The following is a 24,197-nucleotide window of genomic DNA, read 5'->3' on the forward strand; positions in this document are numbered from 1 at the left end:
TCGGCCGCTGCTTTCCCAACGGCCATGGCTCCTCCCGGCGTGCCGGCGGAGCCGCGGCTCTCCTTCCCCGCAATACGCCTCGCATGCCTCGGGGAGGGCGATCGTCCCGATCGGCGTGGCTGGCACGTGACGGGCGCGGCCCTGCCCGCTGCGACGAGAGGGGCGCGTACAGCATGCAACGAACGAGGCCGCCGACGCACTCGAACGCCCGCGCGAGGTGAGCGACGTACGGTGGCTGATAGGGAAGCGGACCCGGCGGGAAGGCTGGGCGGGTGGACGACTTCGACGTGGATGTGGCGCTCCAGCAGGCGCTGGACCGTCTCACCCTCCTGAACGACATCGCCGACGCGCTGTCGAGCACGCTGGACGCGGTGGAGGGGCTGCGCCGGGTGTGCCGCATCGTGGTGCCGCGGCTGGCCGACTGGGTGATGGCGGACCTGCTCGACGAGGAGGGCCGGCTGGAGCGGATCTGCCTGACCCACCACGACCCGGCCGTCGTCCTGGCCGATCCGACCGGAGCGCTGCCCGAGGTGCCGGCCGTCGCGACCGGTCCGCTGTCCCGGGTCCTGCTGGGTGCCGGACCACTTCTCCTGTCGGCCGAGGACGTGCCGACAGCCGACCAGGCGAGCGATCCGCTGCACGCGGTGAATCTCGAACTCTTCGCCCGGCTGGGCGGGGACAACCTCATCGTCGCGCCGCTGCGTGCCCGGCGCCGGGTGCTCGGGGCGTTCACCATCGTCCGCCACACCGGCCGTCCGGCCCTGCGGGAGGCGGACCTGGCGCTGGTCGAGGACCTCACGCACCGGATCGCGCTGGCTTTGGACAACGCCCGCCTGCACAGGGAGACGCAGAGGATCGCCGAGCGGCTGCAGCGCTCCCTCCTGCCCGAGCTGCCCGACATCCCCGGGCTGGAGATCACCGCCCGTTACGCGCCCGCCGCCACCGGCGCGGACGTCGGAGGCGACTGGTACGACAGCTTCCTTCTGCCGCGGGGCGACACCACCCTGATCATCGGCGACGTCACCGGCCACGACCTGCGGGCGGCCGTCACCATGAGCCAGCTGCGCAACATGCTGCGTGGCATCGCGTGCGACCGGCAGGAGCCACCCGCAAAGATCCTGCACCGCTTCGACATGGCGGTGAGCACCTTGTACGAGCACACGACGGCGACCTGCATCTACGCCCTGCTCAAGGGACCTTCCGGCGGGCCGTGGCAACTGCACTGGGCCACGGCCGGGCATCCGCCGCCGCTGCTGATCACCGATCAGGGCGACACCCACTATCTCGAAGACGCCCACGGCCTGCTGCTCGGCGTCCGTCCCGCCGAGGGACGTGTGGACGCCCAGCACCCGCTCCAGCCCGGCAGCACGATCCTGCTCTACACCGACGGTCTTCTCGAACGGCGCGGTGAGAACCTCGACGACGGCCTCACCCGGCTGCGCCAGCACGCCGCGGCCCTGCACAGCCGACCGCTCGACGCCCTGTGCGACGAACTCCTCACCGGGCTCGCCGCCGACTCCACCGACGACGTGGCCCTCCTCGCGCTCCGCCTGCCCACGACCTGACGAGCAGTCACCTCACGGCGCGACACCGTCCGCAGTCACGCGAGTGACTGGCGATGCCTACGGCGCTGGAGTCGCGGTGCGCCGCACGCCCGCCCGCAGTGACGTTCTCCGGCCGTGGTACGCAGTACACAGAGGCAGGAGACGGGCAACGGGACGGGTGGGGCGTGAGCCTGGTGGGCACGATCGCGGGACGGGGCTCTGTCTGACATGAACCGGATCTCCGGGCCCTCCGGCCGGGCGTGGGCGGCGCTGGCGGTGCCGCTCGCCCTCATCCTGCTGATCCTGTCGGCCCAGGGCCCCCTGTCGCACGAGCGGAGCGGACGCCTGCACGCGTTGGGCGGGGCCCTGAAGGACGTGTCCCTGCCCGGCGGGGTGACCGCCGCCCTCTCCGAGTGCGGCAGTACCCGCTCTCCCCGGCCGGTGCCGAGGGGGGAGGGCGAGGAGCCCGCCGCCGTGCCCTCGCTGTCCATCGGGTCCTACGAGTACTCGGGCAAGGACCCGCACGCCGGAGGGTCGTCGACCTTCACCGTCACGGTGCGCCTCGATCCCGGCCCCCGACCGCTGTTCCTGCCCGACACGGGCAAGGGCACGGTCGCGAGGGGACAGGCCACCATCGACATCCAGGGGCCGCGCGGCGAGGGCCGTATCGCTTCCGCGCGCGGCCTGACGGCACGGGTGGTGCGGGGCCCGGCCGGCAAACCCGTGCCCCGGCCGGAGTCGGGTGTCCACCGCTTCGCGCGCACCGGCGACCTGGCCCTCGAAGTCGAGCTGCCCGCACGCGCGGTCTGCCCGGGGCGCTCCCTCGCCGATGTCGGCCGGTGCGACCCGGGGGGCAACCGGATCGAGGACTGCCCCGTCGTCGCGGTGACGCTCGCCGACGAGACGGTACGGCTGCACCGGGCCGCCGAAGCCGGGTTCTCGGCCCCCGGCCGCTTCAGTGACCGCCTGGTGGCGGTGTTCTACGAGGAGAGCGTCGCGGGGGCGTGACCCGGCGGGCCGGCCGCCTGCGCGACCCGCGGGCGGCCGCCGGCCCGCGCCGCTACCCCTGACGGAGGTTCTCGGCGAGGTTCAGGAAGAGGCCGACGTTCGCGATGTCGCTGACGGGGACGGTGGCCCACGGGGTGGAGGTGTCCCGGCGCAGCACCCGGACCACACCCGCGGAGACCTCGAAGGGGCGGATGTTCGTCCACGGAAGCTGCCCGGCACCCTGGGCGCCGAGCGAGGCGAGCGCGACACCGAAGGGCCCGAAGGCGACCGTCTCACCGGCGAGGACCGCTTCCAGGACGGTAAGGCCCTGGGCGCGTACGACGGCGTCCTGCATCCAGGGGCCCCACACCTCGGGGTCGGCGTAGAAGTCGGTGACGGCGGCGCCCGCGTGACCGACTTCGGAGGACAGTGCCGTGTAGGTGTGGGTCGTGGTGGTCGGCAGGCCGTTGACGATCTTCAGGACGATCTCCTGGTAGAGCCGGACGGAGTCCCAGCGGATCGCGGTCACGGTGTCGCCGAGGCGCGGATGCACGATCATGCCGTGCTCGAACAGGTACAGCCGTTTCGCGGCCTGTCTCCGGCTGAACTCCGGGGTGCGGCGCAGCCACCAGAGGAACGCCAGGCCCGGCACCACGAAGAAGAGCAGCTGGAGGAGGGTGACGACGTAGAGCGCGAGGAGAAGCCTGTGCATGCGCTTGGGCGCGAACTCACGCTCCAGGCGCCCCAGTTGCCTCTCCTCGGCGAGTGCGGCCACGGCCGGGGGCAGGTGAGCGGTTGACGGCGGGGGAGGGGAGGACGGCATGGGAATCCTTCGCTTGGCGGGAACGGGCATGCCTCGGCTCGATATGCCGGGGCGGGCGGGGGAGTTCAGGATCGGGACCGCTCGATCAGGCCGGCGAGGAGCCGGGCCCGGGGCGCCATGTGTGAGACCAGGACGTGCTCCGTGTCCGCGTGGGCGCCGCTGCCCACGGCTCCGAGGCCGTCCAGCGTGGGGCATCCGGCGCTCGCCGTGTAGTTGCCGTCCGAGGCTCCGCCGACCGCGCGCCCGCGCAGAGGGCCCTACCCCGCCTCGGAGTTGAGCCGGGACGCGAGGGCGAAGAGCGCGGCGGACGACTCCGGTTCCATGGGCGGCCGTCGAGCACCGCCGAGCACTTCGAGCCGCGCACCGTGGGTCCTCACCCTCAACTGCCGTACGAGGCTGTCGATCCGGTCCTGTGCGGCGCGGGTCGGCACCCGGACGTCGACGGAGACGCGTGCCACCGCGGGCACGGTGTTCACGGTGCTTCCGGCCGACATGAGCGTCGGCGTGACGGTCGGCGCGCCCAGCGGTGACGTGTCATGACTCAGGGCGGTGGAGAGCCTGGCGAGGGCCAGCACCTGATGGGCCGCCTCCACCGTGGCGTTGACCCCCTTCGCCGGATCGAGTCCGGCGTGGGCGGCCCTGCCGTGCACGACGACCTCGTACCGGGAGGTGCCCTTGAGGGCGGTCTTGAGGGCGCCCTCCCCGTCGGCGGACGCGTCCAGTACGAAGGCGGCCACGCAGCGACGGGCCGCCTGCTCGATCAGCTCGCGGGAGGTGGGGGAGCCCCTCTCCTCGTCGCCGTTGACCAGGACGCACACACCGCCCGGGGTGGGCAGGGAGGCCAGGGCGTGGAACATCTGCCGACGCACTCGACTACACCCAGTCCGCGGTGTCCCGACGGATCGCCTCGCTGGAGGGACAGGCCGGCGGCCCGCTGTTCGACCGCCTCCCGCGCGGGGTGCGGCTCACCCCCGCGGGCCACGCCCTGCACGGCCACGCGGTCGGCGTACTGGAGCGCCTGGCGCGAGCGGAACGCGAACTGGCCGCGATCCACGCGGGCCGAGGCGGCACCCTGCGCACCGGGGCGTTCTCCACCGCGAACATCTCACTCGTCCCCGCCGCGCTGCGCGCGTTCGCCGCCGCCCGGCCCGACGTCGAGGTCATCGCGGCCGAGGGCCGCAGTCACTCCTCGATACGGCGCCTCGCGGACGGCGCACTCGACCTCGCCGTGGTCAGTGACTACCCCTCCGGGCTGCCCACGGCCGAGGGCGTCACGACGACGCCCCTGTGCGAGGACGAACTACTGGTGGCGCTGCACCGCGACCACCCCTCGGCCGGCCGTGATCCGGTCGACCTATGTGAGCTGCGCGACGAGTCGTGGATCCAGGACGCGCCCCCGGACGGCCACACCACGCTCACCCAGGTGTGCGCCCGCGCGGGCTTCACCCCGAGGCGGACCGTCCGCATCGCCGAGTGGACAGGCAAGTTCGGCCATGTCGCCGCGGGACTCGGTGTCGCCCTCGTGCCCTCGCCGGCCTCCTGGGCGGTCCCCGCCGAGCTCGTCCTGCGCGGGCTCGGCGACCTCGCCCCGCGCCGCACCGTTCATGTCGCCCTGCCGGACCACCCGCTGCCGGCGGCCCTCCTGCTGCGGGACCTGCTGCGCGAGACCGCGCGGCACGACGGCCTCGCGGACGGCGCGCCCCGTCCCTGACCCGGGTCGCCCACGTGACCGTGACCGGGGGACTGACGCGCGGCGGGCGAATGCCATGATTCGGGAGGGGCGTTCCCTTTGGGCGGGATGGCGGGTTAGGGTCGCGCTCAGTGAGATCTTGAGTCGAGGTGGTCCTGATGGAGAAGACGGCAACAGCGCGCCGGGGCAGGCCGGCGGGCGTCCGCTCCGTCGAAGGTGAGCTGACGGCTCGTCAGGCAGCCATCGTCGAGTTCATCGCGGACGAGGTCACGCGCCAGGGCTACCCGCCCTCGATGCGGGAGATCGGCAAGGCCGTGGACCTGGCCAGCACCTCGTCCGTCGCCCACCAGCTGATGGTCCTGGAGCGCAAGGGCGTCCTCTACCGCGATCCGCACCGGCCGCGGGCCTACCGCGTGCGGCCCACCTGGGCGCCCGACCTGAACGGTGCCGCCGCCGGCAGGCCGCCGGCCGAGGTGCCCCTCATCGGGCGGATCGCCGCCGGTGTGCCCGTCCTCGCCGAGGAGGCGATCGAGGACGTCTACCTGCTGCCGCGCCAACTCGTCGGCGAGGGCGACCTGTTCGCCCTGACCGTGGCCGGCGACAGCATGGTCGAGGCGGCCATCTGCGACGGCGACATCGTCACCGTCCGCCGTCAGGACAGCGCCGACCACGGCGACATCGTCGCGGCGCTGATCGAGGACGAGGCCACCGTGAAGCAGTTGCACCGACGCGACGGCCAGGTCCTCCTCATGCCCCGCAACGCCGCGTACCAGCCGATCCCCGGCGACCAGGCGGTCATCCTGGGCAAGGTCGTCGGCGTGCTGCGCCGCCTCTGACCGGAGCCGCGGACCGTACGCGGCGGACCGGGCCCGCCATCTCCCCGACGCCTGGATCCGATCGCCCCTCGACCCGTCCCGCTCCGCCCGGCGAAGCACCCGGGCGGCCCCGCGGCGTGTTTGCTCCCCGGTGATCGGGTGACCCGAGGCAGCCCGGGCGCACGTACCGGCCGGAGGTGCGCCGCGGACCCGACCCGTGAGGAGTTCACTGTGTCCACGTCGAAGCAGGGCAGCGGGGCGGCCGAGGGACTGGATCCCTCGCTGCTCGACGACCAGGAGCTGGTGCGCGAACTGGAGAGCGTGCACCGCACCCGCCACGACACGTTTCTGCACGGCTCGAACGACGCCCTCGCCGCGCACACCCACAGGACGGCGGCCCTGGAGGACGAATACATGCGGCGCAACCCGGACCGGGCCGTGACGGCGGGCCGTACCCGCGAGGGGGCCCGGGCCCGCGAGGCATGAGCGCGGGGCGCACGCGCCGGCCGTACCGTGCGCGTGCGCCCCGCGGGGCCGGGTGGGTGTGCGGAGCCTCAGGACTGGGTGCGGCGCACGCACTCCGTGACCACGGCGCCCAGGCTTCCGGTCTGCTCCAGCAGCTCGCGCTGCACCCGGGCGCCGTTGCCGTGCCGCAGCAGGTCCGCGACGGCCTGCCGCGCCCGCTCCGCGTCACCGCTGTCGTCGAGCGCGGCACCGACGTGCTCCAGCAGCGCCCGTACGACCTCCGCCGCGGGCGCGGGCTTCATGGTCAGCGGGTGCAGCAGGTCCCCGTCGAGGCCGGACCGGGCGGCCCGCCACGCCGCCAGCCGCAGCAGCTCGACGCTGTGGTCCAGCGGCTCGACTCCCGCACGCCACTCACGTGCCGCCGTCTCCACGAGCCCGCGCGCGAGGGTGGCGATGAGCGCGGCGGTGCTCGCCTCCAGGCAGACGTCCGAGACGCGCAGCTCGACCGTGGGGTACTGGTCGGAGAGCCGGGCGTCGAAGTAGACCATCGCCTTGTCCAGGGCGACGCCCGTCGCGACCATGTCGGCGACCCGCTGGTGGTACCGCTCGGCCGACCCGAAGAGCGCGGTGGGGCCGGCCATCGGCCAGCGACCCCAGACCCGGCTCCGGTAGCTGCTGTACTGGCTGTTCCTGCCCTGCCAGAAGGGGGAGTTGGCGCTGATCGCGGTCAGGACGGACAGCCACGGGCGGATCCGGTCCACGACGGCGACACCCTCGTCGTCGGACTCGACGGACACGTGGACGTGACACCCGCACACGAGTGTCTCCTGCGTCGCCAGACCGAACTCGCGCGCCATCCACTGGTACCTGCTGTTCATGCTCACCGACGGACTCACCGGGAGCGGAGACGTGGCGAGCGCCACCACGGCCGCCCCGGTCTCCTCGGCGAGCCGCTGCGCCTCCTTGCGGCAGCGCACGATCTCCGCCGCGAGATCACCCATGTCCGACTGCGGATGCGTGGCGAACTCGAGCTGCTGCTGGTGCAGCTCCTTCTCGAACGTCTCCTCGTCCGGGTCGTCCCTGGCGGCACGGGCGAGTACGGCCGCGGACAGAGCCTGCGGTTCTCCTGTCTCCGGATCGACCAGGAGAAGTTCTTCCTCGACTCCGACGGTGCGCACGTGATGCGGCCTTTCTCTCTGCGGGGGGGGGGGCTCAGGACGGCAGGGGGAGTACCGGGCGCTAGCCGGCCCTTCGCGGGCCTGGGACGTGACGCGTCCGGGCGGCCTTCTCGCCCTGCACGAACGGATCGATCTCCGGGTCGTAGGTCCCGGCGTGGTCGGCCAGGGCGTCGGTCACCCGCTCCCACTCCTCCACCTCGGCCTCCGCGCGTACGGCCTCGCCGCCGGTGAGCGAGTGGGACCTGGCGGCGTGCCGGGCGGCGTCGCGCGCGGCCTTCGACTCGTGGTGCGACATGCCCGTGGCCCGCCGGCGTACGTCCTCCCACGCGGCTCGCTCGTCCCCGGTCGGCCCGTCCGCGGGGGGCGCGGTGTCGCCGGTGTTCTCACGCTGCTGTTCGAAGCTCACTACTCGTCCTTGAGGTCGGCGCGGCTGCCTGCCCTTCAGGGTTCCGACTGCCCGGGAACGGCAGACGGACACCATCCGGCCAGGCCGCCGGTGCCGTGCCGGTGGAGGTGCCGCTTCCAGCAGGCGGCGCCCTCCCCGGAGGCAGCAGCAGAATCCGCGCATCAGGGGCGAAGCTGAGACTATCGGTAGGAATCCGCCCGTTCCGGAGAAAGGGCGCCGGTGGACGTGGACGCTGTCGCCGACGAGCTCTACGGGCTGCGGCCGGACCGGTTCACCGCCGCGCGAGCCCAGCGGGCCGCGGCGGCCCGCACGGCAGGCGACCGGGAGCTGGCCGACAAGATCAGCGCGATGCGCCGCCCCAGCCTGTCCGCCTGGTCCTGCAACCTCCTGGTGCGGGAGCGGTCCGACGAGATCCAGCCCCTCGTCCAGCTGGGCGAGGCACTTCGGCAGGCGCACCAGGAGCTGGACGGCGAACAGCTGCGCCGGCTCGCCGGTCAGCAGCAGGCACTGATCAGAGCACTGGCCCAGCAGGCGGAACGGCTCGCGGCGGACGCCGGACACCCCCTCGGTGAGGGCGCCCGGCAGGAGGTCCGGGACACCCTCCAGGCGGTCCTCAGCGATCCCGACGCGGCCCGGGAATGGGCCGCGGGCCGGCTCACCAAGGCTTTGAGCCCGGCCGTGGGCTTCCCCGCCGTACCCCAGGCGCCGGCGGCACAGCCGAAGGCGCCGCCCCGGGGAAGCCAACCGCGGGCGAAGGCCACCGAACCGCGCGAGGCGGACCGGGCGGACGACGCGGCCCGGCGGCGGCGCGAGAAGCAGCTCACCGAGGCCCGCCGGGCCGCCGAGGACGCCGGACGCGACCTGTCGGTCCGGGAGACGGAGGCGGCGGAGGCCGCCCGCGTGGCTCAGGAGGCCGCGGAGCTTGCCGAGACCTTGCAACAGCGCGTCGGCGAGCTGCGGCGGCGCATCGGCGAGCTGACCGAGGAGCTCGGGAGCACGGAGGACGAGCAGCGCCGGGCCCGTGCCGCCGGACGCGAGGCACGCGAGCGGGAACGCGCGGCCCGGAAGCGGCTGAGCACCGCCCGGGCCCGGGCGCAGAAGGCGGCGGACGAACTGGAACGCCAGGCAGGTGCCGACGGACGCGACGGGTGACGGCCACCGGTCCTGACCGGGGTGCCGACCGTCCGGCCCGTCACCGCGCCGGTCGGGCTCCACGCCGCGAGGTGCGAACCGACGCGGCCTGACCGGCGATGCGTACCGGGGTCAGCTCTCGTGGTCCGCGCCCGCGCGGGCGTCCGGACGGACGTGGAGGTCCGGCCCGCTCGTCCCCGGCTCCTCCACGCCGGGCAGCAACCGCATGTCGTGGTCGTAGTCCCCGCCGACCAGGGACCGGAACGGGACCGGCTCGTCCGTGAAGAGCCCGTCGAGACGCCGCGCGTACGCCCGCGTCGTCTCGGCGAACCGCCGCGCGCTCACGTCGTGCGCGTCGTACACCGCGAAGGGCTCGAGCGGCGCCATCCCGGTGAACCAGAACAGGCCGTGCTGCAAGGGGTGCAGGACGTCCGCGAGCCGGCCGTGGACGCCCCGGTCGGAGAACGCCGACTCCCTCGCTCCGGCCGTCACCGACACCAGCGCCCGCCGTCCCGCGAGCGCCCCCTCGCCGTACGGCGGCGGCACTTCGGGGCCGTAGCCGAACCCGGCGGTGAACACCCGGTCGATCCAGCCCTTCAGGATCGCCGGAACGGAGAACCACCACATGGGGAACTGCAGGATCACGGCGTCCGACCAGCGCACCTTCTCCTGCTCCGCGGCGACGTCCGCCGACAGCCGTCCGGCAAGCGTGGCCCGCTCGGAGACGGTCATGACGGACAGCCGCCCGTCCATGGAGTGGTCGGGGAAGTCGTCGGCGTCCACGGTCGCCTTCCACTTCATCGCGTACAGATCGGACACCCGCACCTCGTGCCCCGCGTCCCGCAGCCGGCCGACCGCGAAGGCGGCCAGGGCCGAGTTGAGCGAGCGCGGCTCCGGGTGGGCGCTGACGACGAGGATCTTCTTCCGCTGCTGCGGCACGGCTTCTGTCATGACGCCACGTTCGCCCGGGCCCGCGCGGACAACCAGCACCCCCTTCGACGTCGGAACCGTGATCCTGGTACCGGGAGGGCCACGCATACTGGACGGCATGGACGGGGTGGACCGCATCGGGCGAACGGACGGAACGGACAGCGGTGCCGGGGACGGTGACGAACTCCGCACCCCCGGCGTGAGGGGCGGCCCCGGGGACGCGGGGCAGGCGCTGGGCGGTTTTCTGCGCGCGCGCCGAGGCCGTGTCGCGCCGGAGCGTGTGGGGCTCTCCGGCGGCCGCCGGCGCCGGGTACGGGGACTGCGCCGCGAGGAGCTGGCCCAGCTGGCCGGCATCAGCGTGGACTACTACGTACGCCTCGAACAGGGGCGGGCCACCCAGCCGTCCCCCGAGGTGCTCGACGGACTGGCCGACGCGCTCGCCCTCGACGCGGCGGAGCGCCGGCACCTGGTCACCCTCGCCGGGGCGCGGCGCGGCCCGGCGCCCCGTGCCCGGGTCAGCCCGCTGCTGCGGCGCCTCCTGGACGGCATGGCGCGGTTCCCCGCCTTCGTCACCGATCACCGGCTCGACGTGGTCGCCTGGAACGCGCTGGGGGCCGAGCTGATCGGCGGTCTCGGGGAGCCGGGCCGCCGGCACGCGAACAACGCCCGGTACCTGTTCCTGGACCCCGCGTCCCGGGCGGTCCATCCGGAGTGGGAGGCGCGGGCGGGAGAGGCCGTCGGCCAGTTGCGGGTCGCGGCCGGCCGCTTTCCCGACGACACGGAACTGACCGCGCTCATCGCCGAACTGTCCTCGCGCAGCGCCGACTTCCGCAGGATCTGGGACTCCGGGGAGGTCGTGATGTGCGGTGCGGGCCGCAAGCGGCTGTGCCATCCGGTGACGGGGCCGCTCACCCTCGACTACGAGACGCTGCACGTACCGGCCGAGCCCGGGGAAACGGGCCTGGTGGTCCATGTGTTCAGCGCCGCGGAGGGCGGTGCGGACGCTCGCGCCCTCGACCGGCTCGTGGCTGCGGTGACGGGCACGGCCGGCCTGGCCCGGCCAACCGCGTGACGCCGGACGGGAGTCTCGGCCGGTAACCCCTCCGGCCCGCCGTTGTGATGTGCGGGACTCAGTCCTTGCGGCCGGTCGCCGCGACGGTGACGCCGAGGCCGATCATCGTCAGCCCGCCGACGCCGCCGATCATGGAGAGCCGCCGCGGGGAGTCCGCGAACCAGTTACGCGTGGTGGCCGCGACCAGTCCCCAGACGCTGTCGGACGCCAGCGCGATGACGTTGAAGACCAGGCCGAGCACCAGCATCTGGAGCGTGACGTGTCCCTGGCCCCGGTCGACGAACTGGGGCAGTACGGCGGCGAAGAACACGATGGTCTTGGGGTTGGCCACCCCGACCGCGAAGCCGTCCCACAGTGTGCGCAGGGTGCCGTGAGAGGGGCCGTCACCGGTGAGCGAGGCGCGCAGCGAGCCGCGCTGCCGCACCGCCTTGACGCCCAGGTACACCAGGTAGGCCGCGCCCACCAGCTTCAGCAGCGTGAAGACGAGGACCGAACGCTCCACCACGGTGCCGACCCCTAGCGCCACGGCCACCACGAGGACGTACGCGCCGACGGTGTTGCCCACCACGGTCGTCAGCGCCGCGCGGCGCCCCTGGGCCAGCGCCCGGCCGATCACGAACAGCACGCTGGGGCCGGGGACGACGATCAGCAAGAACGACATGGCGGCGAAGGCCAGCAGTCGGTCAGTAGACACCATGCGGTCATGAAACAGGGGAACCACCTGCGCGCGCAGCCCAATTTCCGTGGGTACCGGAGCCGCTCTCGGGGGTGCGGCTGAGGTGCCAGGGCGCGCGAATGAAACCGGTTGGTCCAAATGTTTCGATCTCTCGTCGCCCTCCCTCCCGCCACCGCCGTGGAACGGGCCAGAATCCGTGCGCATGGGGGCGTTGTAAAAACCAGCTATCCGGTTTTATTCTTTGGGAGTTCCACGGCTCGTCCCGCCGGGGCATCGACCGGTCGGCGGGCGCATCTCCGCGTATCGCTCTCCACGTGCTGCTGGTCGGCCCCATGGGCCCTTGAGAACGAGGTTGCTCCCGTCCGGCCGGCGCGAACGCCGTGGCTTCCCGGAGTGCCGTGAGCCCTTGCCGCTCTGGCGGGGCTCGCGTCCGGTGCTCGTGATCGTCCTTGGTTCGACCGCACCAGGGCGCGCCGTGTGCGCGCCGTTCGATCCGTCCGTGGTTCTTCGCTGTTCTTCGGTGGTTCTTCGCCGTTCTAGGGGGTTGTGATGTCTGGTGTCGTCGGGTGTCCGTTCGCGGTGGACGCATTGGGGCAGGACGTACAGGGGGAGGCGGCACGCTGGGCCGAGGCGGGCCCGGTCGTACGGGTGACGCTGCCCGGAGGGGTCGAGGCCTGGGCGGTGACCGGCCTGGAGACCATCAAGGAGCTGCTGCGGGACCCCCGCGTGTCCAAGGACGCCTACCGGCACTGGCCCGCCTGGCAGCAGGGCGAGGTCGGCGCCGAGTGGCCGCTGGCGATCTGGGTGTCCGTGCAGAACATGGTCACGGCCTATGGGGAGGACCACCGCCGGCTGCGCAGGCTGGTCGCCTCGGCGTTCACGGCACGGCGGGTCGAGGGCCTGCGGGGCCGGATCGAGGGGATGACCGAGGGCCTCCTCGACGAGCTGGCGGAGCGCGCGGCGCACGGGCCCGTGGACGTGCGGCGGACGTTCGCACAGGAACTCCCGGTCCGCGTCCTGGCCGAACTGTTCGGCATACCGGGCCAGTTCCAGGACGCGCTCGCGCGGATCATCGCAGGCTTCTTCGACACCGGCCTCACCCTCGAACAGGCCCAGCGCAACGGCGTGGACCTGTACCGGACGCTGAGCGCGCTGATCGAGCTCAAGCGGCAGAGCCCCGGGGACGACCTGACCAGCGCGCTGATCGCGGTACGGGACGGGGACGGGGACCAGCTGTCGGAGAAGGAACTCGTCGACAACCTGATCCTGCTCTACACCGCCGGCTACGAGACCACGGTGAACCTGCTCGACCACGCCGTGGCGCTGCTGCTCCAGAACCCCGGCCAGCTGGACCTGGTGCGCGCCGGCCGCGCCTCCTGGGCGGACGTCGTGGAGGAGGCGCTGCGGGTCGAGACCCCGGGAGCCAACGGCATCCTGCGCTACGCCGTCGAGGACATCGAGATCGGCGGCGTCGTGATCCGCAAGGGGGACGCGCTCGTCATCTCGTTCCTGTCGGCGGGACGCGACGCGGACGTCCACGGCGCCGACGCCGGTGTCTTCGACGTGACGCGCCCGACGCGCCGGGAGCACCTGGCGTTCGGCTTCGGCACGCACTTCTGCGTCGGCGCTCCGCTCGCGCGGCTGGAGGCGCAGGTGGCCCTGGAGGGGCTGTTCACCCGGTTCCCGGAGATGACGCTCGCCGTGCCGGCCGAGGAGCTGCGGCCCCTGGAGTCGTTCATCTCCAACGGGCACCGTGAACTCCCCGTGTCACTGGGCGACCCGGCGGACCGGGCCGCGGGTGCGGGTGCGAGTGCGAGTGCGGAGGACGGTCGTCCGGCCGACACGGGAACGAGCGTCGTGCGTGCGGTCGGCTGCCCGGTCGGCGCGGGCGCGGTGCCCGCCGGAGCCTGACGGCCGTGTCGTCGGCGGGGTGGCGGAGACGTGGACGGCGCGTCTCCGCCACCCCGCCGCCGGGGTCCGGTGACCGGATCGTTCCGGTGGCGGCCCTGATCGAGCCTGGGGGCGACGGCTCGGACCAGGTCAGAATGGGTGACATGAACCGAGCGCTGATAGTCGTCGATGTCCAGGAGTCGTTCCGAGCGCGCCCACTGTGGGCGCAGATCTCCAACCCCGAGATCGCCGAGCGGGTCAACCGGCTGGTCGCGCTGGCACGCGCCGCCGGAGACCTCGTGGTGTGGGTCCTGCACACCGAACCGGGCAGCGGTGACGTGTTCGACCCGGAGTCGGGACACGTACGCCTCTTCGAGGAGCTGGGAGCGCCGGCGGAGGGCGAACCGGTCCTCCACAAGACGTCGCACAACGCGTTCACCACGACCAACCTCCAGCAGGTGCTGACCGAGGCGGGGGTCACGGAGCTGTGGGTGTGCGGCATCCGTACGGAGCAGTGCGTGGAGACGACGACCCGGCTGGGCAGCGACCTCGGGTACGGCATGGTGTTCGTCACCGACGCCACGGCGACGAACGCCATCGGCGACCTGTCCGCCGCGGCGATCGTGGAGCGGACGGAAGCGGTCCTCCGCGACCGGTTCGCCCGCATCGCCACGGTGGCGGAACTCGAAGCCGAGCGGAAGGCGCCGGCTGCGTGAGCCGCGTCGTCTTCGTCCTCCTGCCCGGCGTCCACCTGCTCGACCTCGCCGGGCCGGCCCAGGTGTTCAGCACGGCCGCGGACTTCGGGCGCTCCTACGTGCTCGACTACGTGGCCGAGGAGGAGCAGGTCGTCAGCGCCCAGGGCCTGCCGCTGACCGCCCGCACCCGGTGGCCCGAACTGACCCGGGACGACCTCGTCGTCGTACCGGGCTGGCGGGCGCCGACACTGCGCGGGGGTCCCGCGCCGGACGAGGCCACCCTCGGGCACCTGCGCGCGCACCACGCCCGCGGAGGCACCGTCGCCAGTGTCTGCGCGGGCGCCGAGGCGCTCGGCCGGGCCGGCCTGCTGGACGGGCGCCGGTGCACGACCCACCACGACGTGCAGGAGGAGCTGGCGGCCCGTTACCCCCGCGCCCTCGTCGTGCGGGACGTCCTGTTCACCACGGACGACCGGGTCGTCACCTCGGCGGGCATCGCCAGCGGTATCGACCTGGCCCTGCACCTGCTGGCCGTGCGGCATGGCCCCGGCCTCGCGGCACAGGTGGCCCGCGACATGGTGGTGTACGCCCGCCGCAACGGCCACGAGCCCCAGGCGAGCGCCATGCTGCGGCACCGCTCGCACCTGGACGACACCGTCCACCGCGTCCAGGACCTGATCGACGACCGGTTCACCGAACCGCTGCCCCTGAGTACGCTCGCGGCGTCGGCGGGCGTCAGCGAACGCACCCTCACCCGCCTGTTCGGCCGCGCCACGAACGGACTGACCCCGCTGCGCTACCAGCAGACCCTGCGCCTGGAGCGGGCCGAGTACCTGATCGGTCACGGGTCGACGCTGGAGACGGCCGCGCGTGAGGTCGGCTTCGAGGACGCCCGCATGCTCCGGCGTCTGAGGTCCCGCCCGACGCCCGGTGACCTCGCCCAGCTCTGACGGAGCCGCATACGCCATGTCGTGTGCCGTGACGCTGCGGGTTCACTGTCGGCCGACCACTGACACGTAGCGTCCTGCCGGGAGCGAGGGCGGAGCGGGCTCGCTGCGCGTGCGGGTCGGTAGCGATGGCCATGTGGCCTCAGGGCGAGGCCAGTTGCTCCACCTCGCCGCTGGGTGGATGGCAACCGGCTTCGCAGTCACGGGAGTTGGGGACGAGCGGCGCTCGTCGGCCCGCCGGCGCCGGGGGCTCGGCGGTCCGCACTGTGGACCGCCCGTTGACACGTGTTGCCGGGTTTCGGCAGGCTACGCGATCATGCAGCTCGCCAGTGGCCTCAGCGTCACGCTCGTGCGGCGCCGTCACGTCGACCTCGGTCGCATGGCGAGCGCCATCTGTTGCTGCGCCCTCTAGGCTCCGTCCGCCCGGGCCGCACCTAGACAGCATCCGGCCCGCGTAGGCCAGTTGTGCCGTCGCGCCAGGACCGCCGCACGACTCTCGTCACCCGCTCCGGGCCGCCGCGTGCCGCCCGCCCGGGTTCCTCCCCTGTGTTCCGCCGACCCGTGCGGGACGGCCGCCGTCACGCCCGCCTGCCGGGTGTCCGCCGCTGCCCGCGCCGAGGAGTTGCCTCGCCATGCCCTCCCCTTCACCCGACCGGTCCGCCCTGTCACGACGCGCCTTCGGCGGCGCGATAGGCGCCGGAGCCGCCACCGCCGCGGTGGGCCTGCCGGCCGCCCCGGCGCACGCGCAGCCCGCCGACGCCGGACAGCACCACGAGCAGCCCTTCCGCGCCGAGACCGGCCGGCACGCGCGGCGGCCCAACATCCTGTTCATCCTCGGCGACGACCTGGGCTGGGCCGACCTGTCCAGCTACGGCGCGCCCCACATCAAGACCCCGCACCTGGACCGACTGGCCCGGCAAGGAGTGCGGTTCACGGACGCCTACGCGGGCTCCGCGACCTGCTCCCCGACGCGCTTCAGCCTCTACACCGGACGCTATCCGGGACGGACCAAGGGCGGCCTCGCCGAGCCGATCGCCGACCGGTCCGACGGACTCGACCCGACCCATCCGACCCTGGCCTCGCTCCTCAAGGGCGTCGGCTACGCGACCGCGCTGATCGGCAAGTGGCACTGCGGCTACCTGCCGGACTACTCGCCCACCAAGTCGGGCTGGGACGAGTTCTTCGGCAACTTCGGCGGTGCTCTGGAGTACTACTCCAAACTCGGACTCGGCGGTGAGTACGACCTCTACGAGGGGGACGCCGAGTACAAGGACCTGCGCTACTACACGCGGATCCTGACCGAGCGGGCCAGTGAGTACGTGCGCCGCGACCACGACCGGCCGTGGCTGCTCAACCTCAACTTCACCACCCCGCACTGGCCGTGGATCGCCGACGGCGACGAGGAGGAGAGCGCCGAGATCGTCCGCCGCATCAAGTCGGGCCAGGGACTGAGGGCGTTGCTGCACACCGACGGCGGATCGGTGGAGAAGTACACGGAGATGGTCCAGGACCTCGACCGCTCGGTGGGCCGCGTCCTCAAGGCACTGAAGGAGTCGGGACAGGAGGAGGACACGCTCGTGTTCTTCGGCTCGGACAACGGCGGTGAGCGCTTCTCCTACCAGTGGCCGCTGTCCGGCGAGAAGTCCTCGCTCCAGGAGGGCGGCATCCGCGTGCCGTCCGTCGTGCGCTGGCCCGCACGTCTGAAGGGCGGACAGGTCAGTCACGTGCCGGTCTTCTCGCCCGACTGGACCGCGACGCTGCTGGAACTGGCCGGCGCCCGCCCGGACCCCGGCCACCCGCTGGACGGCGTCAGCCTCGCCGGATACCTGCTGCGCGGCGAGAGCGTGCCGGAGCGGGACCTGTTCTGGCGGGTGCGGGGCGAGCGGGCGGTGCGCCGCGGCCCGTGGAAGTACTACCGGGGCAAGGGCGGCACCGACCAGCTCTTCGACCTGTCCCGGGACGCGCGGGAGCAGGCCGACCGCTCCGCCGAACACCCGGCGCTGCTGGCCGAGTTGAAGGCCGTGTGGGAGAAGGTGAACGCGGGGCTGCTGCCGTACCCCTCCTCCTCCTGACACGTCCGGCGGGAGCCGGTCCGGCTCGGTCAGGCCGGACGCGCGGGGGACCGCGGCGCCTCAGCGGGTGCCGCGGTCCCGGTGGCGTGCGGATAGGCGGCCGCCCGGTGCTGGAACGAGAGGATCTTCGGGTTCTGCACGACGCCGTCGCGGATCTCGATGGCCTTGCTGACCGTCACGTCGGCGTCCCAGGCGTCGGGGCCGCTCATCACCTTGCGCAGATAGGGGATGAGCGCCTCGCTGATCTCCCAGGTGGCGGAGTTCCACAGGTGTGAGGGGCTGTGGTCCACGCCGTAGTAGTGGCAGCCGGGGCCCACCGTCGGCATGGGGTCCTCGAAGGTGGTCGGCCTCGCCCACTCGAAGCCCATGCCCTCGTCGCAGGAGACGTCGACGAAGAAGGTGCCCTGACGGAAGGCGTCGAGCTCCGCTTCGTTGACGAACATCAGCGGCGCGTCGGTGTCCTGCCTTATGCAGTTGACGATGATGTCGAACCCGGCGAGGTACTCCGCGAGCGGGACGGGCCCGTTCGGGGTGAGCGCCTGGAGGTGCGAGGGATCGCCGTCCCGCTCCTCGAAGTGCCCCATCACGACCGACGGCATCGGCGAGGCCACCGCCGCCGCGGCCCGCTGGGTCAGCACCGTGACGTCCGAGACGCCCATGGCGCCCAGGCCCGTGACCGCTCCGCGCGCCGTGGCGCCGAAGCTGATGACCACCGCGCGCAGCCTGCGGCCGTAGCTGCCGGTCAGGCCGCCGAGCTGGAGGGCGTGCAGCACCGAGCAGTAGCCGGCGAGCTCGTTGTTCTTGTGGAACACGTGGACGCTGAAGGCGCCCGTGGAGGTCCAGTGGTTCATGGCCTCCCAGGCGATGACGGTCAGCCGCCGGTCGATGCCGATCTGCGTCATCTTCTCGTCCTGCACGCAGTGCGGCCAGCCCCACAGGACCTGACCCTCGCGCAGCGCGTCGATGTCCTCGTGCACGGGCTTGGGCAGCAGCAGGACGTCGCACTCGGCGAGGAGCTGCTCGCGGGTGCGCAGACCGCCCACGAGCGGCCGCAGGGCGTCGTCGCCGACGCCGAACCGCAGGCCGTAGCCCTCTTCGAGGAAGATCTTCTCGCGCACGTCGGCGTCGACCTTGTCGAGGTGACGCGGGTGCAGGGGCAGCCGGAACTCGTTCTCCTTGCGGGAGGTGGCGAGTACTCCCAGACTCATCAGGCTCATGGCGTTCTCGTCTTTTCACTTGTTCGTCGGTACGGGGGCGGCGCGTCCCCGCTGCGGCTGAGCGGTCGGCGGTCGGCGGTCGTGGCTTCGGGCGATCGCGGGTGCCGGGGCCGGACGTGCGGGCATTGCACGGCTGGGGCCCGACCGGTCCGGAGGGGTCACTGCGGGCGGGCAGGGCCGCCACGGGCAGGAAGTCCGCTACTGGCGGGCGCGGGCCGGGCTGCGGAGGGCGGGGCGGGAGTGCGAGCCGGTGAGCATGGGGCGGCTTCATTTCCGGCCGGACCACACGTGTCCGGCGATTGCCGTTCCCCGAGGGCGACGCCGATACGGATGACGGCGTGCGAGGTGCGCTCGGTACCGCAACCGTACCTCCGCCAGGACCCCGCGAGAGCCGGCCCCGCCGTCCCCGGCGCCGGGGACGGCGCGCCCCCGCGTCGTCCCGCCCGCCGTTTGAGTTTGTTTGGGCCGTTGTGTACGGGTGACGCATACATGGATGTGACGCCCGGTTCCCGGTGGGTGCGGGCTCGGTCCGGTGGAAAGGGGCATGCGTGAAGCGCGGTGCGCGGGCGGGTGAGCCGGCCCAGGACGGACGGCGGACGGGTGAGCGCCCTGACCCGAACCGGTGGCGGGCCCTGTGGGCCACCCTGGTCGCCGGGTTCATGAGCCTGCTCGACGTCACGATCGTGGCGGTCGCCCTGCCGTCCCTGCAGCGCGACCTCGGCGCGTCGGCGGCGTCCGTGCAGTGGGTCGTGTCGGGCTACGCCCTGGCGTTCGCGCTCGCGCTGGTGACGGCGGGCCGCATCGGTGACGCCGTCGGCCGGCGTCGTGTCTTCCTGTGGGCGCTGGCGGCTTTCGTGGTGTGCAGTGCCGTCGCGGGCGCCGCCCCCTCGATCATGTGGCTCGTGGTGGCCCGCCTCGCGCAGGGCGTCGCCGCGGGCTGCCTCGCTCCGCAGAACTCCGCCCTGATCCAGCAGATGTTCGAGGGGGAGGAGCGTGGCCGGGCCTTCGGCCTGTTCGGTGCCACCGTCGGGATCTCCAGTGCCGTCGGCCCCGTGACCGGCGGCCTCATCCTCGCCCTGGCCGACGGCGCCGACGGCTGGCGCTGGATCTTCTACGTCAACGTCCCGGTGGGCGCGCTCGCGCTCCTGCTCGGCAGCCGTCTCCTGCCCCGGGTGGCACCCGGCCGCCGCGGACACCTGGATCTGCCGGGCGTCGCCCTGCTGGGCGCCGGAGTGCTGGCGCTCATGCTGCCGCTGGTCCTCGCCGAGGCCGACGGTATCCGCCGGCTCTGGTGGCTGTTCCCCGCCGGGCTGGCGCTGCTGGCCGCTTTCGCGAGGTGGGAGCGGCGGGTCGCGGCCCGGGGCGGGGAACCGCTGCTCGATCCCAGGCTGCTCACCGAGACACCGGGCTACGCGGCCGGTGCGGGCATCGCCACGCTGTACTTCGTCGGGTTCAGCGGGGTGTGGCTGGTGTTCGCGCTCTTCTTCCAGAACGGGCTCGACTACTCACCGCTTCGCTCGGGTCTCTCCGTGACGCCGTTCGCCGTCGGCTCGGCGGCCGCGGCGGTGGTGGCGGGGCGGCTCGTGGAGCGGCTGGGCAGGCTGCTGACGGTGCTCGGCCTCACCGGTGTCGTCGTCGGCCTGGGCGCGGCCGCCCTGATCCTGAAGTTCGTACCGCCGGGGACGGCCGTCTGGTGGGCGGCGCCCGCCCTGTTCGTCGGGGGGATCGGCAGCGGCTGCGTCATCTCCCCGAACGTCACCATGACCCTGCGCGACGTCCCGGTGCGGATGGCGGGAGCGGCGGGCGGCGCCCTGCAGACGGGGCAGCGCCTGGGCGGGGCGGTGGGCACGGCGGCTCTCCCGGGACTGTTCTACCTCGTCCTCGGAGCGAACGGCCACGACTACCGCACCGCCGTGGCGGTGTCCGTCGGCACCGGGATCCTCGCCATGCTCGCCGCCCTCGCGGCCGCCGTCCTCGACTGGCGCCGCGACCGGGGGCCGAACGGGGGCACCGGCCCGGCGGACCGGGCGGGCGGTCACAGCCACACCCACGCGAGCCGGTGCTGACCCGTCCCGCGGCCTAGAACTCGCGGTCGATACCCGTCACGGAGGCCGGGCCCAGCGGTGCGTCCTGCTCGGTGAACCCGCTGTCCCGCAGCGCGCCGGAGACGAGCCGCACCGCCTCGGTCTCCGCGCTCGACGCGTCCGCGGCGTCCACCTCGACCCGCACGGAGAACATGCCGCCGTCCTCGACGGTCAGCAGGTTCAGCTCCTCGCTCTCGCCCAGGTCCGTGTTCTTCGGGTCCTGCGGGCGCAGCCGGCGCACCACGTCGGCGCGCGCGGTGTCGCTGACGCCGTGCACGAAGGTACCGGGGACGGTGATGATGAAGGTGGTCACAAAGAACTCCTTACGTGTACGCCCCCGCCGCGGCAGGGGCGTCGAACTTGCCGTGGGCCGCCGTCACTGTCCCTGGAGATTCTGGACGAGCATCCAGGCGGCGCCCGCGAGAAACACCGCGCCGGAGATCCGCATCATCAGATAGCCCTTGCGTGTCGGCTCGGTGGCGTCGTAGTCCCGGACGAAGGGCCGCTGCAGGGGACGGTTGGCTCTCCACAGCAGTCTCGGGCGGACGACCTGTATCAGGCCCACTACCAGGAACACGCACAGCATGACGGTGACCAACGGATCCTCCCGAGGTGCGCCGGGCGTGGGACGCCCGAGACTCTGTCGGTTGCGTGGCCGTTCGTGTACCCCGCATCACGGCGGGCACCCGGAACGGGTTTCGTCCGGGCGCCCGCTCCCGCGGTCGACCCGGCGCGGTGAGGTGCGGGCACGCCGGGTGGCCGGCGGCGCTCCGTGGAGCGCCGCCGGCCACCGTGCGCGGAGGTCACCCGCAGCAGCTGTGCCGCGCGGGCGCGGCGGGTTCGGGCGTGCTGTCGTACTCGTCGTGGCGGCGCCACCAGAAGCCGTTCTCGTTGCGGCCGAGCGGCGCGCGGTCGAGCCACTGGTACATGCCCCACAGCGCGTCCACGCCCCGCTCGTACGCCGAGTAGGTGTGGTACACCTCCCCGCCGTCGCGTACGAAGGCGCTGACGCCCGGGCCTTCCTGCCGGTACGTCGCCCAGTCGGTGCCCACGCTCGCGGCGATCTCGTCGAGGAAGGGGGTCTCCACGCCCTCCGGCGGCCGGAAGTCCACGGTGCGGAAGTTGTAGTCGACGGCTCCCGACTCCCACTGCTCCCGGGTGTGCGAGGTCTTGAAGTCGTAGGCGAAGTCACCTCCGGCGGTGGACACCCAGGGGAAGCTCCAGCCCATCCGCTCCTTGTAGCGGCTCAGTCGGGCGAGCGGCGCCTGCGAGACGGCGCACAGCGTGACGTCGTGGTGCGCGAGGTGGACGACGGAGCCGTCGAAGCCGTCCGCGACGGCCGAGCAGGACGGGCACCCCGCCGTGTACTCGGGTCCGAACATGAAGTGGTAGACGATCAGTTGGGAACGTCCCGCGAAGAGGTCCGGGAGGGACACGGTGCCCTCGTCCGACTCGAAGCGGTACTCCTTGTCGATCCGGACCCAGGGCAACTCCTGCCGCCGCCGCGCCAGTTCGTCGCTGCGCCGGGTCAGCTCCTTCTCCGCTTCGAGCAGTTCCAGCCGCGCGGAGAGCCACTCCTCACGGGTTCCGGTCCGGTGAGCGGTCATGACCTGCCTCCTGTCGCTCCGCCGCCTCGGCGACGCGTTTGATGTTCGCCAGCCTGCGGTCCCACTCGCTCGCGAGTGCGGCCATCCACCGCGCCGTCGCGTCCAGGGCCGCGGGGCGCACCGCGTACCGCACCTCCCGGCCCACCCGGCCGCCGGTCACCAGCCCGGCGGCGTCCAGCACGGCGAGGTGCTTGACCACCGCCTGCCGGGACACCGGCAGGCCTTCGGCGAGGGTCGTGGCGGTGGCCTCACCCTGCGCGGCGAGCAGTTCGAGCAGGTGCCGCCGGGTCGTGTCGGCGAGCGCGACGAGGACGTCGTCGACCGCCGCGGCGGCACCGTCACGTTCCTCCGTCACACCGACCGTTCCGCGCGCGTCTTGAGGGCGTCGAGCTCGAGCGGCCAGCCCTCGCTGTGGTCCTTGTGGTTCTGGACGCGCAGGTCCTCGGCGCCGGCCAGCTGTGCGAACCCGCTCTCGACGACCCGCAGCCGCGTCCGGTCGCCCTCCTGGGCCAGCGTGAACTCCACGAGGGTGCTGTTGTCCTCGCGCAGCTCCTCGCCGGGGAACGCGCTGGTCCAGCGGTACGACAGATACGTCGGCGGCCGGACCTTCTCGACCCGCACCGGGAAGTCGCCGTGCTCGGGGTTCCGCGCCACCATCGTCTCGCCCTCCCGGGCCACGGTGCCGGGCAGGCTCGCCTTGTCGGCCACCCAGAAGCCGGGCTGCGCCACCAGCGACCAGACGCGCTCCAGGGGTGCCTCGATCAGCGTCTCGCGTTCGATCCGGTCCTCGCTCATGGCCGTACTCCTTGCTTCGTCGTCGTCATCGAGTGCAACTCCACGGTTGCACGTCGAGGCGTCATGCGCAACCTCAGAGTTGCACGTTCGGATGCGCGCCTCCCGAGCGGCACCCGATCTGCTGTCAGCCGATTGCTCTGGGCGCCCGGCACCGCCGCTGCTTGGCTGTGGACATGGAGATCCTGATGCTCGGCGGTACGGCCTGGCTGGGACGCGAAATGTCGCGTCAGGCGATCGAGCGCGGCCACCACGTGACCTGCCTCGCCCGGGGCGAGAGCGGCGCGGTCGCGGACGGAGCGGTCCTGGTGCCCGCCGACCGGCGCGAGCCCTCGGCGTACGAGCCGCTGCTCGACCGGATCTGGGACGCGGTGATCGAGGTGTCCTGGCAGCCGGGGTTCGTCCGCGACGCGCTGGGCGCGCTGGGCGCCAGGGCGCGGCACTGGACGTACGTCTCCTCCATCAGCGCCTACGCCTCGCACGCCGAGCCGGACGCCGACGAGTCCGCGGCCCTGCTCGCCGCCACCGACCTCGCCGAGGCCGACCGTGCCCTCTACGGGGAGGCGAAGGCCGCCTGCGAGCAGGCGTCGGCCGCCGCCGTCGGCGACCGGCTCCTCGTCGCCCGCGCCGGCCTCATCGGGGGTCCGGGCGACGACAGCGGGCGATCGGGTTACTGGGTGGCCCGCGCCGCACGCGATCCGCACGCGCCGCTGCTGGTCCCCGGCAGGCCGGCCCTGCCGACACAGGCCGTGGACGTACGCGATCTCGCCGCCTGGCTGCTGGACAGCGCGCGGGACGGGACCACGGGCACGTACGACGCCGTAGGCCCGGCCGTACCCCTGGGGGAGTGGATCGAGTTGTCGCGGTCCCTGGGCGGGCACACCGGTCCCGTCGTCACCGCCGAACCGGCATGGCTGCTCGCCAACGGCGTGGCCGAGTACATGGGGGAGGAGTCGCTGCCGATGTGGGTGGCCGACCCGGACTGGCAGGGGTGGTCGGCCCGGAGCGGGGCGGCGGCGCGGGCGGCGGGTCTGACCCACCGGCCCCGGGCGGACCTGCTCGCCGACACCCTGGCGTGGGAACGCGGGCGGGGCCTGGACCGGCCCCGGCGGGCCGGTCTCAGCGCGCGGCGCGAGCGGGAGCTGCTCGACGCGCTGGGCTGACCGTCCCGCCGGG

At 73.1% G+C, this 24,197-nt stretch carries 26 protein-coding genes; 14 read left to right on the forward strand and 12 right to left on the reverse strand.

Annotated features, from left to right (window positions below):
• Positions 1-272: 272 nt before the first annotated feature.
• Both ACFYQQ_RS24715 and ACFYQQ_RS24720 read left to right on the forward strand, forming a co-directional pair.
• Positions 273-1,565 carry a GAF domain-containing SpoIIE family protein phosphatase gene (locus ACFYQQ_RS24715; RefSeq protein WP_355787009.1) on the forward strand — a complete coding sequence of 431 codons (1,293 nt, stop codon included), beginning with the start codon at positions 273-275 and terminating at the stop codon, positions 1,563-1,565.
• A 207-nt stretch (positions 1,566-1,772) separates the two neighbouring features.
• Positions 1,773-2,552, forward strand: coding sequence for a hypothetical protein (locus tag ACFYQQ_RS24720; protein WP_388905114.1), 780 nt, complete (start codon positions 1,773-1,775; stop codon positions 2,550-2,552).
• A gap of 52 nt (positions 2,553-2,604) precedes the next feature.
• Here ACFYQQ_RS24720 and ACFYQQ_RS24725 read toward each other — a convergent pair whose 3' ends face one another.
• Both ACFYQQ_RS24725 and ACFYQQ_RS24730 read right to left on the reverse strand, forming a co-directional pair.
• The gene (locus ACFYQQ_RS24725) at positions 2,605-3,354 is read right to left on the reverse strand and encodes a DUF6585 family protein (RefSeq protein ID WP_388905116.1); all 750 of its coding nucleotides are present in this window, start codon (positions 3,352-3,354) and stop codon (positions 2,605-2,607) included.
• 257 nt (positions 3,355-3,611) lie between these two features.
• Complete coding sequence (locus ACFYQQ_RS24730; RefSeq protein ID WP_355790209.1) at positions 3,612-4,211, reverse strand: peptidase dimerization domain-containing protein; 600 nt, start codon at positions 4,209-4,211, stop codon at positions 3,612-3,614.
• Positions 4,212-4,243: 32 nt separating this feature from the next.
• On the opposite strand from ACFYQQ_RS24730, the gene ACFYQQ_RS24735 reads away from it, so the two are divergent.
• The 3 genes from ACFYQQ_RS24735 to ACFYQQ_RS24745 all read left to right on the forward strand — a co-directional run bounded on the left by ACFYQQ_RS24735 (position 4,244) and on the right by ACFYQQ_RS24745 (position 6,345).
• The gene (locus ACFYQQ_RS24735; protein ID WP_356167944.1) at positions 4,244-5,065 is read left to right on the forward strand and encodes a LysR family transcriptional regulator; all 822 of its coding nucleotides are present in this window, start codon (positions 4,244-4,246) and stop codon (positions 5,063-5,065) included.
• Positions 5,066-5,202: 137 nt separating this feature from the next.
• Positions 5,203-5,880 (forward strand): transcriptional repressor LexA, encoded by a 678-nt coding sequence (lexA, locus tag ACFYQQ_RS24740; protein ID WP_355795539.1) that lies wholly within the window; start codon positions 5,203-5,205, stop codon positions 5,878-5,880.
• Between the two features lie 210 nt (positions 5,881-6,090).
• Positions 6,091-6,345 carry a DUF6158 family protein gene (locus ACFYQQ_RS24745; RefSeq protein WP_356167941.1) on the forward strand — a complete coding sequence of 85 codons (255 nt, stop codon included), beginning with the start codon at positions 6,091-6,093 and terminating at the stop codon, positions 6,343-6,345.
• A 68-nt stretch (positions 6,346-6,413) separates the two neighbouring features.
• Here the strand turns inward: ACFYQQ_RS24745 and ACFYQQ_RS24750 are convergent, their stop codons facing one another.
• Together ACFYQQ_RS24750 and ACFYQQ_RS24755 are read right to left on the reverse strand one after the other, a co-directional pair.
• Positions 6,414-7,502 carry a glutamate--cysteine ligase gene (locus ACFYQQ_RS24750; RefSeq protein WP_356167938.1) on the reverse strand — a complete coding sequence of 363 codons (1,089 nt, stop codon included), beginning with the start codon at positions 7,500-7,502 and terminating at the stop codon, positions 6,414-6,416.
• 61 nt (positions 7,503-7,563) lie between these two features.
• A complete protein-coding gene (locus tag ACFYQQ_RS24755) occupies positions 7,564-7,908 on the reverse strand; it encodes a hypothetical protein (protein ID WP_355794944.1) in 345 nt (114 codons plus the stop codon).
• Positions 7,909-8,127: 219 nt separating this feature from the next.
• Between ACFYQQ_RS24755 and ACFYQQ_RS24760 the strand changes: the two genes are divergently transcribed.
• The gene (locus ACFYQQ_RS24760; protein ID WP_356167935.1) at positions 8,128-9,060 is read left to right on the forward strand and encodes a hypothetical protein; all 933 of its coding nucleotides are present in this window, start codon (positions 8,128-8,130) and stop codon (positions 9,058-9,060) included.
• 111 nt (positions 9,061-9,171) lie between these two features.
• Here ACFYQQ_RS24760 and ACFYQQ_RS24765 read toward each other — a convergent pair whose 3' ends face one another.
• Positions 9,172-9,990 (reverse strand): NAD(P)H-dependent oxidoreductase, encoded by an 819-nt coding sequence (locus tag ACFYQQ_RS24765; protein ID WP_355795642.1) that lies wholly within the window; start codon positions 9,988-9,990, stop codon positions 9,172-9,174.
• Between the two features lie 97 nt (positions 9,991-10,087).
• On the opposite strand from ACFYQQ_RS24765, the gene ACFYQQ_RS24770 reads away from it, so the two are divergent.
• On the forward strand, positions 10,088-11,041 hold the full coding sequence (locus ACFYQQ_RS24770) for a helix-turn-helix domain-containing protein (protein ID WP_356239890.1): 954 nt from the start codon (positions 10,088-10,090) through the stop codon (positions 11,039-11,041).
• A gap of 58 nt (positions 11,042-11,099) precedes the next feature.
• Here the strand turns inward: ACFYQQ_RS24770 and ACFYQQ_RS24775 are convergent, their stop codons facing one another.
• A complete protein-coding gene (locus tag ACFYQQ_RS24775) occupies positions 11,100-11,738 on the reverse strand; it encodes a LysE family translocator (protein WP_355793175.1) in 639 nt (212 codons plus the stop codon).
• 528 nt (positions 11,739-12,266) lie between these two features.
• Between ACFYQQ_RS24775 and ACFYQQ_RS24780 the strand changes: the two genes are divergently transcribed.
• The 5 genes from ACFYQQ_RS24780 (at position 12,267) to ACFYQQ_RS24800 (ending at position 17,321) form a co-directional block, all read left to right on the forward strand.
• Complete coding sequence (locus ACFYQQ_RS24780; protein ID WP_356167927.1) at positions 12,267-13,628, forward strand: cytochrome P450; 1,362 nt, start codon at positions 12,267-12,269, stop codon at positions 13,626-13,628.
• Between the two features lie 143 nt (positions 13,629-13,771).
• Entirely contained in the window at positions 13,772-14,323 is a 552-nt protein-coding gene (locus tag ACFYQQ_RS24785; RefSeq protein ID WP_355796205.1) for an isochorismatase family protein, read from the forward strand.
• Positions 14,320-15,252: a GlxA family transcriptional regulator gene (locus ACFYQQ_RS24790; protein WP_388905122.1), complete on the forward strand. Its 933-nt coding sequence runs from the start codon at positions 14,320-14,322 to the stop codon at positions 15,250-15,252. Before ACFYQQ_RS24785 ends, ACFYQQ_RS24790 begins: the two co-directional genes overlap by 4 nt.
• A gap of 313 nt (positions 15,253-15,565) precedes the next feature.
• Complete coding sequence (locus ACFYQQ_RS24795; protein WP_356239894.1) at positions 15,566-15,661, forward strand: putative leader peptide; 96 nt, start codon at positions 15,566-15,568, stop codon at positions 15,659-15,661.
• A gap of 220 nt (positions 15,662-15,881) precedes the next feature.
• Entirely contained in the window at positions 15,882-17,321 is a 1,440-nt protein-coding gene (locus tag ACFYQQ_RS24800; RefSeq protein ID WP_388905125.1) for a sulfatase, read from the forward strand.
• A gap of 29 nt (positions 17,322-17,350) precedes the next feature.
• On the opposite strand, the gene ACFYQQ_RS24805 is transcribed toward ACFYQQ_RS24800, so the two are convergent.
• On the reverse strand, positions 17,351-18,538 hold the full coding sequence (locus ACFYQQ_RS24805; RefSeq protein ID WP_355794104.1) for a N(5)-(carboxyethyl)ornithine synthase: 1,188 nt from the start codon (positions 18,536-18,538) through the stop codon (positions 17,351-17,353).
• A 548-nt stretch (positions 18,539-19,086) separates the two neighbouring features.
• On the opposite strand from ACFYQQ_RS24805, the gene ACFYQQ_RS24810 reads away from it, so the two are divergent.
• On the forward strand, positions 19,087-20,604 hold the full coding sequence (locus tag ACFYQQ_RS24810) for an MFS transporter (protein ID WP_388905127.1): 1,518 nt from the start codon (positions 19,087-19,089) through the stop codon (positions 20,602-20,604).
• A 13-nt stretch (positions 20,605-20,617) separates the two neighbouring features.
• On the opposite strand, the gene ACFYQQ_RS24815 is transcribed toward ACFYQQ_RS24810, so the two are convergent.
• The 5 genes from ACFYQQ_RS24815 to ACFYQQ_RS24835 all read right to left on the reverse strand — a co-directional run bounded on the left by ACFYQQ_RS24815 (position 20,618) and on the right by ACFYQQ_RS24835 (position 23,024).
• Positions 20,618-20,935, reverse strand: a complete 318-nt coding sequence (locus ACFYQQ_RS24815) for a hypothetical protein (protein ID WP_356167913.1) — start codon at positions 20,933-20,935, stop codon at positions 20,618-20,620.
• A gap of 63 nt (positions 20,936-20,998) precedes the next feature.
• Positions 20,999-21,220, reverse strand: a complete 222-nt coding sequence (locus tag ACFYQQ_RS24820; RefSeq protein ID WP_388905129.1) for a DUF6199 family natural product biosynthesis protein — start codon at positions 21,218-21,220, stop codon at positions 20,999-21,001.
• Between the two features lie 205 nt (positions 21,221-21,425).
• Positions 21,426-22,229, reverse strand: coding sequence for a thioredoxin family protein (locus tag ACFYQQ_RS24825; protein WP_356175458.1), 804 nt, complete (start codon positions 22,227-22,229; stop codon positions 21,426-21,428).
• Complete coding sequence (locus ACFYQQ_RS24830) at positions 22,201-22,584, reverse strand: metalloregulator ArsR/SmtB family transcription factor (RefSeq protein WP_355794940.1); 384 nt, start codon at positions 22,582-22,584, stop codon at positions 22,201-22,203. The genes ACFYQQ_RS24825 and ACFYQQ_RS24830 overlap by 29 nt, the downstream gene beginning before the upstream one ends.
• The gene (locus ACFYQQ_RS24835; RefSeq protein WP_355794937.1) at positions 22,581-23,024 is read right to left on the reverse strand and encodes an SRPBCC domain-containing protein; all 444 of its coding nucleotides are present in this window, start codon (positions 23,022-23,024) and stop codon (positions 22,581-22,583) included. The genes ACFYQQ_RS24830 and ACFYQQ_RS24835 overlap by 4 nt, the downstream gene beginning before the upstream one ends.
• Before the next feature lie 173 nt (positions 23,025-23,197).
• Here ACFYQQ_RS24835 and ACFYQQ_RS24840 point away from each other — a divergent pair, with 173 nt between their 5' ends.
• Positions 23,198-24,184 (forward strand): oxidoreductase, encoded by a 987-nt coding sequence (locus ACFYQQ_RS24840; RefSeq protein ID WP_356175463.1) that lies wholly within the window; start codon positions 23,198-23,200, stop codon positions 24,182-24,184.
• The last annotated feature ends 13 nt before the right edge of the window (positions 24,185-24,197 follow it).

The organism is Streptomyces sp. NPDC005496 (assembly GCF_042872045.1).
Lineage (GTDB): Bacteria > Actinomycetota > Actinomycetes > Streptomycetales > Streptomycetaceae > Streptomyces.